This is a genomic window from Acidocella aromatica, from assembly GCF_014201825.1.
Lineage (GTDB): Bacteria > Pseudomonadota > Alphaproteobacteria > Acetobacterales > Acetobacteraceae > Acidocella > Acidocella aromatica.
Genome location: NZ_JACHFJ010000001.1, coordinates 405,726 through 422,277 on the forward strand (window position 1 = coordinate 405,726; position 16,552 = coordinate 422,277).

Consider the following 16,552-nt stretch of genomic DNA (forward strand, 5'->3'; position numbering starts at 1 on the left):
CTGCTTACTTCCGCGCGGCGGAGACGTAAGAGTTGATCTCGGTGCCAACACAGATTTCGGTCACGGTCGGTTTACGCCACATAGTCACTCCTCCTTTATCGTTTACTTCGCCCTGGACTCATGGATGCACGGCGGGCCACCGCGACATTGGGGTAGGCCGGGACCAGCAAAAGCCCCGGCCGGAAAATTACGGCTTCTCGGAGACCAGCGGAACCTTGGAGCTCATGGTCGCGGTGTAGTCCAGCTTCGTGGTGCCAGCCGGATAGCCGTTCTGTTGCAGGATATAAGCGAACGCATCCTCATACTGCTCGTGCGTGAGGCTGGCGGGCTGGCCGGCCGGCATCTGCTGCACCACCTCGGTAAAGACCGGGCCGACGGTGAACTTGTTGGCCGCATTCGCGAAGGCCTGACCCACCAGCGCCGGACCGGCGGCGCCGGAGAGGTCAGCGCCGTGGCACATGGCACAATTTTGCGCATAAACGTCCGCGCCGGCCTTGGCCTGGTCTGCGGTGTACAGCGCCGGCGGAGCCGCAAGGGCCGCCGCGGCGGAACCGGCCACCAGCGCGGCGCCAAGCAGAACACGGGTCTTCAAGCTGTTCATTCCTTCAATCCTCTTCAAATTAGTCACTCATCAGCCGCCTGATACGGCGCCACCAGCGTTTTCAGCTGCCCCGCCCGCGTCAAGCGTTCGAGACCTGCGTTGAACGCTTGTGCCTGCGCTGCCGCACGCGGCATGTACAGCGCTACCACATTCCACGCCGCGTCGGGCATATTCATTATGGCCGTATGCAAAGCGTGCGGATGAGTCGTCTCTTCCCGCACCAGCCAGGGCTGCCACACCATCGCCGCTCCCACTTCGCCCTTCAGCAGGGCGGCCAGCAGGTCGTTATTGGTGTAGTACACATGCTCGGCATGGGCGGTCTGGTCGTCGAAATAGCTGTTCGGCACGGTGAGGAAATCCACGCCGATATCAGCCTTCTCAGCCGTGGCGGTAAAGCCTTGCACGGGTGTGCCGGTGGTGGCCATCACGAAGCCGGTGCGGGCGTAAGGCTTGGTCGCCTGCAAGCCCTTTGGCACACCGTTCCCATTGGCCTCGACAGGCACGCCCATCACCAAGTCGCACTGCGCCGCCATCTTCGCGAAAGCCTTGCCGGGGTCGATCTTGGCGTCGTCGCTATCGCCGCCCACGCCATCATCGCCGGTGTTCAGCTTCACGATCTCGGCACGCAGCCCGCCCTGCGCGGCCACGGCCTGGGCCACGGCGAGGTCGGTTGTGGAGAGCGGGTTGGCCTCGTCCACGCAGAAACGGATGACAGCGCCGCCTGCAGGAGATTGAGCGTCGCCGCTAACCGCGTGCGCGGGCGAGGCCAGGGCCATGGCGGCGAGAACCGCCATGGCACCTTGGGCTGCTCCCGGCGGCAGACGCCACCGGGAAACATCCACGTTACGAGGAGGGAAGAGCGAAGACATAGAGCTGCCCACCACGGGGGATCTTGACTTCGGGAGCCGCCAGCTTGCCCGCCCAAATCGGCCACACGCCGCCCCAGCCGGTCCAGATGGCAACGTACTGCTTGCCGTCGATCTGGTAGGAGATGGGGTTGGAGATGATGCCCGAGGTGAGCTGCGGGCTGGTCCACACCACTTGGCCGGTCTTGGCGTCGAAGGCCTTCAGGTAGCCATCAACCGTGCCGGAGAACACCAGCCCGCCCTTGGTCGCCAGCGTGCCGGCATCCCAGGGGTAGGAGCTCTTCTGTTCCCAGACCTTCTTGCCGGTCGAAAGGTCGATCGCCTGCAGCGAACCGTACTGGCCAGGGCTGGTCGGGTCGTCCTTCATCTCGAACTTCTCGCCCAGGAAGGGCAGACCGGCCGAGTAGGTCACCGGCACGCCGACCATGGTCATGCAGGCGTGCAGCGTGGGCACGTAGGCCATGTTGGTTTCGGGGTCGATGGACCCGGGCCACCAGTTCTTGCCGCCCAGGAAGCTCGGGCAGGTGAAGATGGACTTGGTCAGCGTCGGCTTCAGCTCTTCGTTGGTGATGGCATGGCCGGTCTTGTCGATGCCCAGGATCGAGGTGTCGTGGATGAACGGTTTGGCGTAGATCAGCTTACCGTCCGTACGGTCGATGGCATAGAAGTAACCGTTACGGTTGGCCTCGATGACCGCCTTATAGCTCTTGCCCTCATAGGTGATGTCGGCAAGCTGCGGCGTGTTCACGCCGTCATAGTCCCAGGTGTCGTTGGCGGTGTACTGATAGTACCACTTCATCTTGCCGGTATCGGGGTCCAGCGCCAGCAGGGAGTCGGAGTACAGGTTCTTGCCGGGGCGCATCTTGGCCAGCCACGGGCCGGGGTTGCCCACGCCCCAGAGCAGGGTGTTGGTGTCTGCATCGTAGGTGCCGGTCATCCAGGCGGCGCCGCCGCCGGTCTGGTACATTCCCTTGGGCCAGGTGTCGCCGCCGGGCTCGTCCGGAGAAGGAATGGTGTAGGTCTTCCACACCTGCTGGCCATTGGTGGCATCGAGGCCCACGATGAAGCCGCGCGCGCCGTACTCGCCGCCGCCGGAGGCGATAATGACCTTGCCGTTCACGACCAGTGGTGCCTCGGTGATGGAGTAGCCCACACCCGGCTCGGCCAGGGAGACGTTCCACTGCTCCTTACCGGTGGTGGCGTCCAGCGCCACGACGTGGTTGTCCAGCGTGCCGAAGATCACCGAGCTGCCATACACGGCCACACCGCGGTTATTGGTGTCACAGCACAAGGTCTTATAGGCCGCCGGCGCAATCTTGTAATCATACTGCCAGAGCTTCTCGCCGGTCTTGGCATTGTAGGCGATGACGTGATCCTTCGGCGTGGTCACGAACATGTAGTTGCCGGAGACGATCGGCGTGCCCTCGAAGCCGTCGGGGATGTCGATCTTGCCCGAGGTCCAGGCGGTGGAAAGGGTGGATACGTTGCCGGCGTTGATCTGGTCGAACGGCACATAGTCCTGGCCCGCGTAGTCGCGGTTGAACATCAGCCAGCCATCCGAGGTGGAGGCACCGACAAGGTCACTCTGGCTCACCGGGGTGTAGGCAGGCGCGACAGGCGCAGCCGCGGGGGCGGCGGTCTGCGCCTTGGCAGGCACCGCTAGCGCCGCGCAGGCAGCGAGGGCAAGCCCGGCACAGCCGAACGCGGTGGCGCCCTTAAGACGGTGTTGGAGACTTATTTTCGGCATTTTTCACTCCCTAGTTAATTTACGCTCGATCTCGTTGACCGCGCCAGCTTCAGCAAGCCTGAACAGGCCTGCGGCCTCACCCCGGCACGCTGACACGATTACACCTGAAAGTCCTGATACAATGTCGCAATGAAGCGTTCATCCGGCACGCCGCCACGCCAATCCGTCCACCCCAATCGGAGAATCCCGGACGCAACACGCCCTGCCTTCATTAGTACGACCATCCTCCATCTCACCGCGTCTCGCGGCTCTTGTTTGTAGCAAGAGGCTGACAAGCAAACACCATGCCACATTAAAAAACACAGCAATACCTTTGGTTTTACCCAGGGGGCACAGCCACGTTGAGCGTTACAAAATATGACAACGCACCAAAATGGAGCGCAACAGCTGTAGCACGCCGCAACATGCCGCGGTGCAACAAATCAGCCTTCGCGGCTCTCCACCCTGAATTGGCGTTTTTCCAATTCGACGAAATAAGCCGGAACCTCGAAATAGGACTCCATAGCGTACACACCGGGCGTCCTCGGCGAGGCCAGCAATAGCTGCGCGGCAATGGCGAAATGGATCTCGTGGCTATCCTGCGCTGGAATCTTGCCGGCATTGGCCTTGATATTGCGCTCGATTACCTTATTCAACAGGTCGAGCAGGCGAACGCTGACACCGCCGATCACCATCGGCTCGTCGAAATTGCCAAACCCGGCCTTCACCAGCCCAATTCACGCCTTATGCTCGCGCTGCGGCAGATGCAGCTTCCAAGTAAATTCCTGGATGCCCTTCTCGCGGATGCCTTCGGCCAACGGCACCGTGAGCCGCCCGGAATGAGGAGAGCGCGTGAACTCGCAACGCGCCCATGGCTCCGGCAAGTTGAGCGTTTCCACCCCACTCAACGGCGAGCAGGTGACATGCCTGCCGCCATAAAACTGCGTGCTGGGATAAGCATATTCGGCCAGCACGGCGGAGACTGAATAAGGCGGCGTCAAGCACCGCCTCAAGCTCCACCCCCCTGGCCTCGGCGATGCGCCCCACAACCTCCAATGTCGCGGGGTCGATTACATCGCGCGTCGGCCCTGTGGCGAAATGCCACGTACCCGAGAAATAGGCAGAACTTGCGGGATCGAACATGGATGACGCCCTGACATGAGGCACGGAGTGCCAGGGACTGTACTCAGGCCAAAAAACCACATCAACTCAGGCCGGACACCATACCGCCAGACCAGAATTGCCCAAAAAATAAACGAACCGCTCCATATAATCGTCCAATCACACCAGAAAACCGGCAGAAAAATCCAGAATGCACCTGCGAAGCAGCAATAATAAAAGAATATTTCCTGCAAATACCTAAAACTTTTACAAATCAAATGAACATCATACACAACCCGGGTTGACGCATTATTTTCCCCGATTGTACCCTTCAAACTAGCGAAAAACAGAGGCCTCATGCCCAAGACAATCGCATTCTTCCCAGAGGCCGCGTTTGGCCCCGTACTAAACTCTGTTGACATCGCACATGCGATGGCGGCGCGCGGCCATAAGCCGTTCTTTCTGTCTGCCCCCATGCCGCCCGAGCAAATGGCAAAATTCCGGGAAGCATTCATCAACGGGCATATCCAGAATTTCACCAAATCCTCCTACGAGCAGATCGACAATTACGCGAAGGATTGCTGGGCCGCGATCGTGAGCAGCGTCAAATGGGCGCAAAAAGACCTACCCGGCGCGCCTTATCTCCGCGATCCCCTCGTCCTCAGTGAACTAACCTATTGGGGCACGATCCCCAGCATGATCGAAGAAGAAAGCCGCATCTCCGGCAAGCTGATCCACAAAGGTCCGCAGGGCGAAACCGAATGCGGCTTCTGGGTCTGCATATCTGGCAAATGGGAATGCCATGTCACGCTCGACGAGTTCTGCCATTCTCTCGAAGGCCGCGCGACCTATGGGCATGAATCCGGAAAGGTGATGACAATCTCACCCGATATGGCGGCGTTCTTTCCACAGGACTGGAAAGGTGTTTGCACCGTGCATGAGACTGTAAAAAACTTTATCTGATTCGTTGACTGAAGGATGCCGCCCGTGAACGCAACGTCCCTGCCCCGCCACGATGTCCGGCTCGAAAATGTTATGAAACAATTCGGCCCCTGGGTGGCGGTGAACAACATCTCGCTCACCATCAATGGCGGGGAATTCTTCTCGCTGCTGGGGCCATCCGGCTGCGGCAAATCCACCACACTCTCGATGATCGGCGGCTTCGAGACACCCAACTCCGGCGGGATATACCTCGGTGGCGAGGATGTGAGCCGCCTGCCTCCCTACAAGCGGGACGTGAACACCGTGTTCCAGTCCTATGCATTGTTCCCACATCTCGACATCTTCGAGAATGTCGCCTTCGGGCTACGGCGTAAGGGGCTACCCAAGGCGGAAATCCAAAATCGTACGCACGAGATGCTGAATCTCGTCGATCTCACCAACTTCGCCAAGCGCAAGCCAGGGCAGCTTTCGGGTGGCCAGCAACAGCGCGTGGCGCTGGCACGTGCGCTGGTCAACCGGCCGAAGCTGCTGCTGCTCGACGAACCGCTTGGCGCGCTAGACCTGAAGCTGCGCAAGCAAATGCAGTTCGAGCTGAAGCGCATCCAGAACGAGATCGGCATCACCTTCCTCTTCGTCACCCATGACCAAGAAGAAGCGATGGCAATGTCCGACCGTCTGGCTGTGATGTCGCGGGGGCAGATCGAGCAGGTTGGCACCCCGGCCGAGGTGTACGACCATCCGGCCACCGAATTCGTCGCCTCCTTCCTCGGCGCCTCCAACCTCATCCCCGGCGAGGTGACAGCGCGCGATGACGATATCACCAGCGTGAAGCTGGAAGATGGCGCTATGGTGAAGCTACCCAGCACGGCGCTGAAAATCTACGGCAAGAGCGTCAAGATTGGCGTGCGGCCCGAGAAGTTCCAGATCATCACCGGCACCGAAACGCCGGAACCGGGCTGGAACGAGATCGAGGCTATCTCCGGCGTCTCCGTCTATCTCGGGGTCAGCCATCAATACGTGATGACCAGCCGCAGCGGCCGGCAGCTCAGCGTGTATGAACAGAATTCGGGGCGCGACAGCCCACTCGCCCCCGGCACTACCGTGCGCCTCGCCTGGAATCCGGCGCATACTTTCGCTGTTGCCTACGACCCAACCAAAGCCGATGGAGAGTGATATGAGCGAAGACGAACTGCCTGGAAATTCCTCCCAACAAGCCTTCCTGCGCGGCCTCACGCAGCCACGCCTGACGCGCCAGAACTTCCTGCGCGGTGCCGCGGGCACCGCACTTGCCGCCCTGACGCCGCAAATCTCCCGCGCCGCAACCGTGACCGACTGGAACGCCTGGTGGGCCGCGCAGAAACCCAGCGATCAATTCGTCTTCGCCAACTGGCCCTATTATATCGACGTGCAGGGCAACGGCTCCGACCACCCCTCCATCGACGCCTTCACCAAGCAGACCGGCATCAAGGTGAAGTACATGGAGGTGATCCAGAACAACGCGCCGTTCTACGCGCAGATCGCCCCGGTGCTGAAATCCGGCCAGCCCACCGGGTACGACATGATCGTGATGACCAATCACTGGGAACTCACCGAGCTGATCCTGCAGAAATGGCTGGTGCCGCTGTGGAAGGAGAAGGTGCCCAACTTCGCCAAATACGCCAGTCCCAGCGTGGTCAGCCCCGCCTACGATCCCGGCAATAAATACACCATGGCCTGGCAGTCTGGCTTCACCGGCATCGCCTACAACCCCAAGCTGACCAAGCGCGAGATCACCAGCTTCGAGGATCTGTGGGACCCTGCCTTCGCCGGGCATGTCGGCATGTTCAACGACAATACCGAACTCGGCAGCGCCGCCCTGCTCAAGCTTGGCATCGATCCCGCCACCTCTACACCGGAGGATTGGCACAAAGCCGCCGCCACCCTGCGCGACCAGAAAGACAAAGGCCTGGTACGGCAATATTATGACCAGAGCTATATCAACGCGCTGCAGAACGGCGATATCTGGATAACCCAGGCTTGGTCGGGCGACATCTATCAGGCCAATTCCAAGGGCTACAAGGACCTAAAATTCGTGGTGCCAAAGGAAGGCATAATGATGTGGCATGACAATATGGCCATTCCCGTCGGCGCGAAGAACCCGCTCTCGGCGCTGGCCTGGATGAACTACTACTACACGCCGGAAGCCGCCGGCATCATCGAGGATTACATCAACTATATCTGCCCGGTTCCAGCGGCGAAGGATTACATCCTCAACGTCATCAAGGACCCGGCAGTGGCCAACAGCCCGCTGGTGTTTCCCTCCGATACCGACCTCAAGAAGACGCATGATTTCTACGCCTTCAAGAGTTATGCCGAGTTCCAGAAGTGGAACAGCATCTTTAACCCGATCATCCAAGCTTAAGGAAGATACCCCATGCGGCGGCTGCGCGGAAAGCTCTCCCCCTATCTGCTCAGCCTACCGAGTTGGGTGTATCTGCTGATGTTCTTCCTGATCCCGCTGGGATCGATGCTGGGCATGGCGCTGGCCACGGGCGACCCGCTCGATGGCTACACCATGTCCGACAATTTCCAGGAATTCGTCGATGCCTTCACGAATTACCAGGATACCTTCTACCGCTCCTTCTGGTACGGCACCGCCTCCACCGTAGCCACGCTGCTGCTCGCCTATCCAGTGGCGTACTGGATCGCCTTTCACGCTGGGCGCTACAAGAGCAGCTTCCTGTTCCTCATCATGCTGCCGTTCTTCGTCTCCTTCGTCATCCGCGTGGAGGCGTGGCAGTTCATCCTCGCCGATGAAGGCTTCATCTTCGGCCCGCTGAAGAGCATCGGCCTGCTGCCACAGAATTTCCATGTGCTCTCCACGCAATGGGCGGTCATTGGCGGCCTCGTTTACAACAGCTTCGCCTATTATGTACTGCCGCTCTACGTGGTGCTGGAGAAGATCGACCGCCGCCTCGTGCGCGCCGCCAACGATCTCTACGCCTCCCCGCCCACCGCCTTCGTCAAGATCGTCCTGCCCCTCTCCGCTCCCGGCGTATTCGCGGGCTTTCTGCTGGTCTTCGTCACCAATGTCGGCGATTTCGTGAATGCCGACATCCTCGGCGGGCCCGGCACCTACATGATCGGCAATGTCATCCAGGACGCCTTCTTCGTGAACCAGGATTACCCGATGGCCGCCGCCCTCTCCTCCATGCTGATGCTGATGCTGATGATCGCGATCCTACTTTATTCAAAGGCTTTCGGCACCGACGCCATTCAGGAGTACGCGGCATGAGCAGCGTAACCACCCTCCCCGCAACAAAGGCCTACAGCCCAAGCCGCGTTGGCGAGCGTCTGCTCTCCTTCTTCACCTGGGCGATGATCGCCTACAACATGCTACCCATCGCGGTGATGGTGGTCTTCAGCTTCAACACCGCCCCCAACGGGCATGTGGCTCTGAAATGGCTTGGCTTTACTCTAGACTCTTACAAGCACGCCTTCGCCATCCAGGACCTCACCGGTGCGCTGGGGAACTCGCTGGAGGTGGCGGCAGGCAGCGCGCTTATCTCGGTCATCCTCGGCACGCCACTGGCGCTGGCCCTGGCGCGCTACAAATTCTGGGGCAAAACCCTTACCGACATCGTGATCTTCGCCGACATCGCCGCCCCGGCCGTGGTCGTCGGCGCCTCGCTGCTGGCGCTGTTCCTCACGCTCAACCTGCCGCGCGGGCTGCTCACCATCTTCATCGCGCATGTGGCCTTCAACGTCGCCTTCGCGGTGGTGGTCATCCGCGCCCGCGTCTCAGGGCTGGACCGCGCGCTGGACCGCGCCGCGGCGGATCTCGGCGCAACACCCTGGGTCGCGTTCTGGACGGTGGTGTTCCCCCTGATCCTGCCCGGTATTATCGGCGCCTGGCTGCTCTGCTTCATGCTCTCCATCGACGATCTGATCATCACCACCTTCGTCGCCGGGCAGACACTCACCTTCCCGCTCTGGGTTTACGGCGCCACCAAGATCGGCACGCCCCCGCAGGTCTTCGTGCTCAGCACCTTCGTGTTCATCGGCGGCGTGCTGCTTGCGCTGGCCAACGCGGCACTCTCGAGAAAGCGCGAAAGCGCCTGATCCCTCAAGAGAGCCGAGCCCTCGCCTGCTGGCGATAGGCGGCGGGGGCGAAGCCTGTCCGGGCACGGAAGGCGCGGGAGAAGGCGCTGATCTCGCTATAGCCCAGCCTCTCGCCTATCGCTGTTACAGGCAAATCCGTCTGCCCCAGCAATGCCTCGGCCAGCCGCCCCCGCACGCCATTGCGCAACTCCGCGAAATTCAGCCCCAACGTCTTGAGGCGGCGTTGCAGGCTGCGCAGGCTCATGCCGAAATCAGCGGCGGCATCCGCCACATCGGCACGTAGCCCGTTGCACAGGCATGCCGCAATCCACGCCTCCAGCCCATGCCGCAACTCCAGCCGCTGCTCGCGCGCGCCCAGCTCGTCATCCAACTCGGCCCGCAACGCCGCGTATCGTCCATCATCCGCCCCAAGCGGACTGAGGGCAAGAAACGATGCTGGAAACAGCAGCGCGTTCTGCGCCGTGCCAAAACGCAGCGGACAGCCAAAATGCCCCCGATACGCGCCCAGCGCCTCAGCCGGATCATGCGCGAGTTCCACCCCCAGCTTGCGCCACGCCTCGCCCAGCAGCACACGCATGAAACCGTCTTCCATCGCGAGGGTAAAGTTGGCATCCTGCACACGGCAACGCACGGTAGGGTCGATAATGGCGTAGGAAAGCCGCGCCACCCCATTGCTCACGGCAAGGCAGCTTACGCTATTGGTCTGCACCAGGCTGAAATAATGCACGAAAGCCGCAACCGCCTCTCCCACACTTGGCGCCGCCTGCATCAGCGCACCAAGCTTGCCAAGCGCGCTCACATGAAACCGCCGCCCCAGCGTCAACCCAAACGTGGCATCGCCCAGCTCAGCTGCGGCGGTCTCCAGCGCGGAGGTAAAAGTGGCTAGCGGGAACAACTCGCCCGCCGCTGGGTACAACGCCGCCGTAGCACCCGTCAGCGGGCCGATATAGGCCAGACGCGGCCGCTCGCGCGTGATCGCCGTCAGGGCATCCCTGGCGATGCCGGTCATGATCGCTCCAGGCGGAGAGAGGCTCGGCAACACGGCGGCATACCTCCTTTCGTCAAGCGCAGCTAAAGACCAAGCAAGTTCCGTGCCCCATGCTTACGCGGCAAAGCGAAACGCTGCCGGGTCCACAAACGGCGTGGCGCCGGTAATTAGCTCCGCCGCCAGCCGCCCCGCCGCCGGGCCAATACCAAACCCATGCCCCGAAAACCCGCTGGCCAGGAACAGCCCAGGCACTGGCAGCGGCGAGATCACCGGCAGGGCATTCGGCGTAGTATCAATAATCCCTGACCAAGCGTTGGTAATCCGCGCACCAACAAATTCCGGCACCGCCTCAATCGCATTCCGCAAGGCCAGATCGGGCAATTTTCCATAAGGTGCCGTACTGATGATGCGCGTGCGCTCAAACGGCGTCACCTCATCCGCCCGCCAATGGCGCTGCAGCACCAAGCTTTGCAGAAACGGCATCCCCAAACGCAGCTGCAACTCCCGCCAGCCGGTACGGAACGCCGGCAGGAAGTCCTTCGTCAGCAATAGATTGTCGATGCCCAGCGGCACGATATTGGCATCCCGCACCGCGATGGAATATCCGCCATCCTGGCGTTTGCGGAAGGCGAAATCCGTGCCGCCGACGGCAAACTCCGGCACCTCTCCAGCCCCTTCGATCCGCGCCACCGTCGCCCGCACAGGCAGTTGCTTGAAATTAAGGCCGAGATTGCCCGCGAACAGCCGCGTCCACGCCCCAGCCGCCACCAGCGCCGCATTGCAGCTTATGCGCCCACGCTCCGTCACCACCTCGCTCACGCGCCCGCCCTTGGTCTCCACGCTCCGCACGGCGCAGTTGGTGAGCAGTGCCGCGCCCTTGGCCCGCGCGCCCTCGGCAATGGCGACGGTGGCGGCGTAAGGCTCCGCCCGGCCATCCTGCGCCGTGAACAGCCCGCCGACGAATTTGCGCCCGGAATTGGGCAGCATCCGCGCCATCTCATCGGCCGCCAGCAGGCGCGATTCCAGCCCGTAAGGCCGGACCTTTTCCATCCAGGCCTCATGCTTGGCCATCTCGCGCGCATTGGCTGCGGCGTACAAAATCCCGGACTCCGCATACCCCACATCCGCGCCGATGCGCTGACGTAGCCCCGCCCACATCTCGCGCGCCGCGATGGCCAGCGGAATCTCAGCCGAATCGCGCCCCTGGCGGCGCACCCAGCCCCAATTGCGGCTGGACTGCTCCGCCCCGATCTCCCCTTTCTCGCACAAGGCCACACGCAAACCACGTTCGGCCAATTCAAGCGCAGTGCTGGCACCGATAATCCCGCCACCAATCACCACCACATCAACCTCAGCCGGGAGGGCGCTATCGCCCTCCACCTTGCGGAACAAGCTCATCGGTCCAGCAGTTTCCCGTTCTCATCATGGATGATCGCATCCACCTGGATTTCGACCATCATTCCGGGCCGGGTCAACCCCGCCTCCACGCCGGTGGAGACCGGATCGATCCCCTTGAACACCTCCCCATGCGCCTTCACGAAGCCCATAACGCCGCCCTGCATGTCCGAAAGAAACGCGGTGGTCCGCACCACATGCTTCAGCTCCGCGCCCAGCTCATGCAGAGCTTTCTCGATACGTTGCATGATAAAGATCGCCTGCTCATAAGCATCGCTTGGCGCATGAACCTCATTATGCTCGTTGATCGCCGTGGTTCCGGCAATGAACACGTAAGGCCCCACGCGCTTGCCGCGCGCATACGAGCCGATGACCTCGAACCGCCCGCCACTGAAATATTTCTGTACCGACATCAGAAATTCCTCATATAGCGTTCGATCTCCACCCGCGTGACCTGCGCTGCAACAAACTCGATCTCGCGCTTGGCCTGCTGCACCAGAATGGTGTGGCGCTCCTCACCCAGAACCTGCTTCATGAAGTCCGAACTCTCCGCCAGCGTCACGGCCGAGGTGAGATCGGTGGGCAGCTTGCCCACCCCTTCCGCACCAGGGGCATAGCCATCGCCCAGGCAGGGCGCGGTAGGCTCCAGCCCCTGCTCAATACCGTCCAGCCCAGCAGCAATATCACAGGCCAGAAGGTAATACGGATTACAATCCGCGGCGGCATCGCGTTTCTCGATACGCACGGCAGAATCCGTGCCCTCAAGTACACGCAGCCCCACGGTGCGGTTGTCATAGCCCCAATTCGCGGCGGTGGGGCAGAAGGTATAGGACCTGCGCCGGCGCATCGCATTCGGCGTAGTGGAACCGGCAAGCGTGATCTCTGCCATACGCTTCTGCAACCCAGCGAGGAAGGTCAGCCCCGTGCGGCTCAACTTACCATGGTCGGCGAACAGATTCTTCCCATCCTTCCACACTGAGTAATGCGTATGAAACCCATTACCCGACTGATCGATAAACGGCTTGGCCATGAAGGTCGCCAGCAGCCCCTTGGTCTGCACCAGCTCCTTCACCAGATTGCGAAACATGATGACGCGGTCAGCCGATTCCAGCGCCTCGCCATAGCGGATATTCACCTCCGCCTGCCCCGCCGCGTATTCCGGGTTGGACTGCTCGATGGGTATTCCCATCTCATCGATCATCTGGCGGATCGGCCCCAGAACATATTCATTTTGCGCCGCGCGGGCCAGCGAATAGACCTGGATGCCTTTCTCCACAGGCTGCATCGTCTCAGGATTCAGCAGGTAGAATTCCAACTCCGTGCCGCACATGATGGTCAGTCCCATCGCAGTGGCACGCTCGATCTGCTTCACCAACGCCGCGCGCGGGTCGATGGGCACGGGTTTATGGTCCATCCCCTCCGCCCGGCCCAGGCAGAACGCCACCCCTGGCTCCCACGGCACCGGCACGGGTGCCGTGAGCGGAAAGAGATGCATATCAGGAAAGCCATTGTTGAAATTGACGTAGGGCGTGTCCCAGACATCGCAGGTCATATCCATCGCCAGCATGGCGATGGATACGGCATTGCCCCCCTTGCAGATAGTCCCCCAATGAGTCGCCGGAATGCGCTTACCGCGCATGATGCCGTTGAGATCGCCAATGCCCAGGGCCACGGTATGCGTGCCCGGCGGCAGAATGAACGCGGTGGCGGCGGATGTGTCGTAGCTGCTGCTATCCATGCTCATCGTCTCCCTTACCAGCCATAAGCGCGGTCGATCCCCGCCATCTTCACCCCCGTGAACGCCGATGCCTCGAAGGACAGCGCCCGCAAATCTTCCATGTCCAGGTTATGAACATTCGATTTGCCGCAAGCCTTGGCCAGCGCCGTCACCTCCATGGTCATGGCCGTCAGGTAGCGCGCCACGCGTTCCGCCCCGGCGGCCACATCCATGCGCGCGGTAAGCTCTGGCGTCTGCGTCGCCACACCCACCGGGCACATGCCCGTATGGCAGTGGTGGCAAGCGCCGGGCGATGTGCCGAGCTTCTTATAATCATCGAGATAACGCGGCGAGTTGCAGCCCAGCGCGATCATCGCCGCATTGCCGATCATCACCGCATCCGCCCCCAGCGCGAGACACTTGGCGACATCGACACCCGAACGAATCCCGCCCGCCGCCACCAGCGAAACCTTGCCGGACATACCGCATTCATCCAGCGCCTCACGCGCCGCGCGGATCGCCGAGATGGTGGGAATCCCCGTATGGTTCAGCAGCAACTCCGGCGATGCACCGGTGCCGCCCTCGGCCCCATCCACCACCACCACATCCACCCCCACCTTGGCGGCGATGGCGACATCGTAGCGCGGCCGCGTGGCTCCCATCTTCAGGAAAATCGGCACCTGATAATTGGTGGCGATCCGCAGTTCCTCCACCTTGATGGCGAGATCATCAGCCCCCAACCAGTCCGGATGGCGCACGGTGGAGCGCTGATCCACGCCCTCGGGCAATGTACGCATCTGCGAAACCCGAGGCGACACCTTCATCCCCAGCAACAACCCGCCCGTGCCCGGCTTCGCCCCCTGGCCGACGACGATCTCCAGCGCATCGGCACGGCGCAGATGATCGAGATCCAGCCCATACCGCGCGGGCGACATCTGGTACACCAGCTTGTTCGAGGCCGCGCGCTCCTCCTCCAGCATCCCGCCCTCCCCCGTGCAGGTCATGGTGCCGACCTTCGACGCCCCATGCCCCAGCGCTTCCTTGGCATTGGCCGAGAGCGCGCCAAAGGACATCGAGGCGATATAGATGGGAATCTTCAGCTCCAGCGGCTTCTCCACCAGCCCGCGCCCGCCGCCAAGAATGGTGGTGGTGTCACAGGATTCCCGATACCCCTCCAGCGGCAGGCGCGTCATCGTCGCCGGCACGAAGGTGAGATCGTCAAACGTGGGAAAACGCTTGTTGAAGGTGTTGTAGCCGCGCACCTGGTAACGCCCAAGCTGAGCCAGGGCGTGAACCTCGGAAATCGCTTCCGGCGTCCAGCGCAGCGAACCGCCTTCATCGTAGGAGGACGGCACACCAGCCGGGCGGCCTTCGATCGCCCCATCGCCGAATTTCACCAGCTCCTCCGGCGCCTCCGGGAACGGATAGTGATAAGTGCCGTTCAGATCATCAGCCATGCGTTTGCATCCCTGCTCTCGAAATACCAAAGCCGCTGGCCGGAAACGATCCGGCGCCAATTGCGCGCGCTGTCCACCAGCCCCAGCGGTTCCAAAATCGCGTCCACCTCAGCCACCTGCTCGGCGGTGGGCTCCTTCACCACGGCATCCACGCCCAGGCTCTCAATCTCGCCCGCGACCCAGACCTCGCCCTGCCACAGCGCATCGGCGCAGGACGCCCCCGCCCCGCCCAGCGCGATGATCTTGCCTGCATGGGCCATGAACCCCGCCTGCGAGCCGATCTTGCCTTCGACGATGATATTGCCGCCCTTCATGGCCACGCCGATGCGCGGCCCGGCATCGCCTCGCACATGGATCGTGCCGCCCCGCATCGCCGCCCCCGCCGACATCCCGGCATAGCCGCCAATGGTAATATGCCCGGCATCCATGCCCTCGCCCGTACCCCAGCCGGCATCGTCCTCAACCGTAACGATGGCGCCGGTATTGAGCCCGCCGCAATAATAGCCCACGGAACCTTCAAAGGCGACATCGACGCCTTTCGGCAACCCGATGCCCAGATTATGCCGCGAGAGCGTATTGCGCACGAGCAGCGAATGATGCGCCTTCGCCGCCGCCTGGATCTCCTCGTTCACATCCTTGATGTGCCTGTTCCCCACCTCGATCACATACCGGCTGCTCATGCCGCCAACTCCCCGCGACCCCAGATGCCGGTCTTGGCCGGGCCATCGTAATTGATGATTTTTGCTCTGCCCGGATACACGCGCCGCAGCGCCTGCTCCTCGGTCGCAGCGCAGAACGCGCCATCCTGCTGCACCGTCGCCAGCGGCTTGATGGCAAAACGGTCCTTGGCAAAACCAATACCGTTTGTGTCAGCAATCATATAGGTAAACACACCATCGATCTGCTTGATCGAATGATCCAGCGCCTCCTGCAGCGTCATGCCCTTGCTCATCTGGTCGGAAACCCATACCGCGATCAGCTCGGAATCATTCTGCGTGAGGAACCGATACCCCTGCCGCTCCAGCCGCTGCCGCCAGTTGTAATAATCGGTGATCTGCCCGTTATGCACGATGGCGACATCGGCAAAGGGCCGCGCCCAGAACGGATGGCTGGCATTGGGCCGCACGGCGGACTCAGTCGCCAGCCGCGCATGCCCCAGCCCATGCGTACCGATCATCCCGCGCACGCCATGCTTCTCTGCCACGGTCCGCGCATCGCCATCATCCTTGATGATCTCAAGCGACTTCCCGACGGACTGCACCTCCAGCCGATGGCAGATCGTATCCGCCTCACGCGTCCAGCGCGCCAGATCGCCCGGCTCACTGATCACCATGCGCACGGAATAATGCTTGTCCCCGCTATTGTCCCAGGTCGGATTCTCCAGGAAATCCGCCCCGTGCTCCTTCAGGATATAGTGGAAATCGTCCAAATCCTGGCCCAGCTTGGCGCGCTCGAACCCCATGGCGCGGACGATGAACCCGCTCTCGCGCGGTATGCCGTATATGGCAAACCCCGTACTGTCCGAGCCGCGATGCGCCTGCGCATCCATCAGCTCGACAAGATCGGTCCCGACATCCCCAACCTTGCCCAATATTCGCCCCGCGATCCCGCACATGCTCTCTCACCCTCCTCCTCCACACCAAAAAATGATGTAGAAA

18 protein-coding genes are annotated in these 16,552 nt (G+C 61.7%); 5 read left to right on the top strand and 13 right to left on the bottom strand.

All coding sequences use genetic code 11. The annotated features are described in order from the left end of the window. Positions 1-4: 4 nt before the first annotated feature. The 6 genes from pqqA to HNP71_RS02095 form a co-directional block, all read right to left on the bottom strand. Complete coding sequence (gene pqqA / locus HNP71_RS14400; protein WP_221246593.1) at positions 5-82, bottom strand: pyrroloquinoline quinone precursor peptide PqqA; 78 nt, start codon at positions 80-82, stop codon at positions 5-7. Positions 83-187: 105 nt separating this feature from the next. Further along, positions 188-601: a c-type cytochrome gene (locus tag HNP71_RS02075; RefSeq protein ID WP_183265169.1), complete on the bottom strand. Its 414-nt coding sequence runs from the start codon at positions 599-601 to the stop codon at positions 188-190. 23 nt (positions 602-624) lie between these two features. Beyond that, positions 625-1,395: a hypothetical protein gene (locus tag HNP71_RS02080; RefSeq protein WP_183265170.1), complete on the bottom strand. Its 771-nt coding sequence runs from the start codon at positions 1,393-1,395 to the stop codon at positions 625-627. 49 nt (positions 1,396-1,444) lie between these two features. Next, a complete protein-coding gene (locus HNP71_RS02085) occupies positions 1,445-3,214 on the bottom strand; it encodes a methanol/ethanol family PQQ-dependent dehydrogenase (RefSeq protein WP_183265171.1) in 1,770 nt (589 codons plus the stop codon). 422 nt (positions 3,215-3,636) lie between these two features. Beyond that, positions 3,637-3,921, bottom strand: a complete 285-nt coding sequence (locus HNP71_RS02090; RefSeq protein ID WP_183265172.1) for a hypothetical protein — start codon at positions 3,919-3,921, stop codon at positions 3,637-3,639. 9 nt (positions 3,922-3,930) lie between these two features. Further along, a complete protein-coding gene (locus HNP71_RS02095) occupies positions 3,931-4,206 on the bottom strand; it encodes a hypothetical protein (protein ID WP_183265173.1) in 276 nt (91 codons plus the stop codon). 445 nt (positions 4,207-4,651) lie between these two features. Between HNP71_RS02095 and HNP71_RS02100 the strand changes: the two genes are divergently transcribed. From HNP71_RS02100 to HNP71_RS02120, 5 genes are read left to right on the top strand one after another with little or no spacing between them, the layout of a single operon-like run. Beyond that, positions 4,652-5,257: a cupin domain-containing protein gene (locus HNP71_RS02100; protein ID WP_221246567.1), complete on the top strand. Its 606-nt coding sequence runs from the start codon at positions 4,652-4,654 to the stop codon at positions 5,255-5,257. A gap of 24 nt (positions 5,258-5,281) precedes the next feature. Next, the gene (locus HNP71_RS02105; RefSeq protein ID WP_408840455.1) at positions 5,282-6,409 is read left to right on the top strand and encodes an ABC transporter ATP-binding protein; all 1,128 of its coding nucleotides are present in this window, start codon (positions 5,282-5,284) and stop codon (positions 6,407-6,409) included. Between the two features lies 1 nt (position 6,410). Continuing rightward, entirely contained in the window at positions 6,411-7,637 is a 1,227-nt protein-coding gene (locus HNP71_RS02110) for a polyamine ABC transporter substrate-binding protein (protein WP_183265175.1), read from the top strand. A gap of 12 nt (positions 7,638-7,649) precedes the next feature. Then, on the top strand, positions 7,650-8,510 hold the full coding sequence (locus tag HNP71_RS02115; RefSeq protein WP_183265176.1) for an ABC transporter permease: 861 nt from the start codon (positions 7,650-7,652) through the stop codon (positions 8,508-8,510). Further along, positions 8,507-9,337, top strand: coding sequence for an ABC transporter permease (locus HNP71_RS02120; RefSeq protein WP_183265177.1), 831 nt, complete (start codon positions 8,507-8,509; stop codon positions 9,335-9,337). The genes HNP71_RS02115 and HNP71_RS02120 overlap by 4 nt, the downstream gene beginning before the upstream one ends. 4 nt (positions 9,338-9,341) lie before the next feature. Here HNP71_RS02120 and qhpR read toward each other — a convergent pair whose 3' ends face one another. The 7 genes from qhpR to HNP71_RS02155 form a co-directional block, all read right to left on the bottom strand. Further along, positions 9,342-10,346, bottom strand: coding sequence for an AraC-like transcriptional regulator QhpR (gene qhpR / locus HNP71_RS02125; protein ID WP_183265178.1), 1,005 nt, complete (start codon positions 10,344-10,346; stop codon positions 9,342-9,344). Between the two features lie 93 nt (positions 10,347-10,439). Next, positions 10,440-11,723, bottom strand: a complete 1,284-nt coding sequence (locus tag HNP71_RS02130) for an NAD(P)/FAD-dependent oxidoreductase (RefSeq protein ID WP_183265179.1) — start codon at positions 11,721-11,723, stop codon at positions 10,440-10,442. After that, positions 11,720-12,133, bottom strand: a complete 414-nt coding sequence (locus HNP71_RS02135) for a Rid family hydrolase (protein WP_183265180.1) — start codon at positions 12,131-12,133, stop codon at positions 11,720-11,722. The genes HNP71_RS02130 and HNP71_RS02135 overlap by 4 nt, the downstream gene beginning before the upstream one ends. After that, the gene (locus HNP71_RS02140) at positions 12,133-13,458 is read right to left on the bottom strand and encodes a glutamine synthetase family protein (RefSeq protein ID WP_221246568.1); all 1,326 of its coding nucleotides are present in this window, start codon (positions 13,456-13,458) and stop codon (positions 12,133-12,135) included. Before HNP71_RS02140 ends, HNP71_RS02135 begins: the two co-directional genes overlap by 1 nt. A gap of 14 nt (positions 13,459-13,472) precedes the next feature. After that, complete coding sequence (locus HNP71_RS02145) at positions 13,473-14,894, bottom strand: FMN-binding glutamate synthase family protein (RefSeq protein ID WP_183265182.1); 1,422 nt, start codon at positions 14,892-14,894, stop codon at positions 13,473-13,475. Continuing rightward, on the bottom strand, positions 14,879-15,574 hold the full coding sequence (locus tag HNP71_RS02150; protein ID WP_183265183.1) for a GltB/FmdC/FwdC-like GXGXG domain-containing protein: 696 nt from the start codon (positions 15,572-15,574) through the stop codon (positions 14,879-14,881). Before HNP71_RS02150 ends, HNP71_RS02145 begins: the two co-directional genes overlap by 16 nt. Continuing rightward, the gene (locus HNP71_RS02155) at positions 15,571-16,509 is read right to left on the bottom strand and encodes a class II glutamine amidotransferase domain-containing protein (protein ID WP_183265184.1); all 939 of its coding nucleotides are present in this window, start codon (positions 16,507-16,509) and stop codon (positions 15,571-15,573) included. The genes HNP71_RS02150 and HNP71_RS02155 overlap by 4 nt, the downstream gene beginning before the upstream one ends. Positions 16,510-16,552 lie beyond the last annotated feature (43 nt).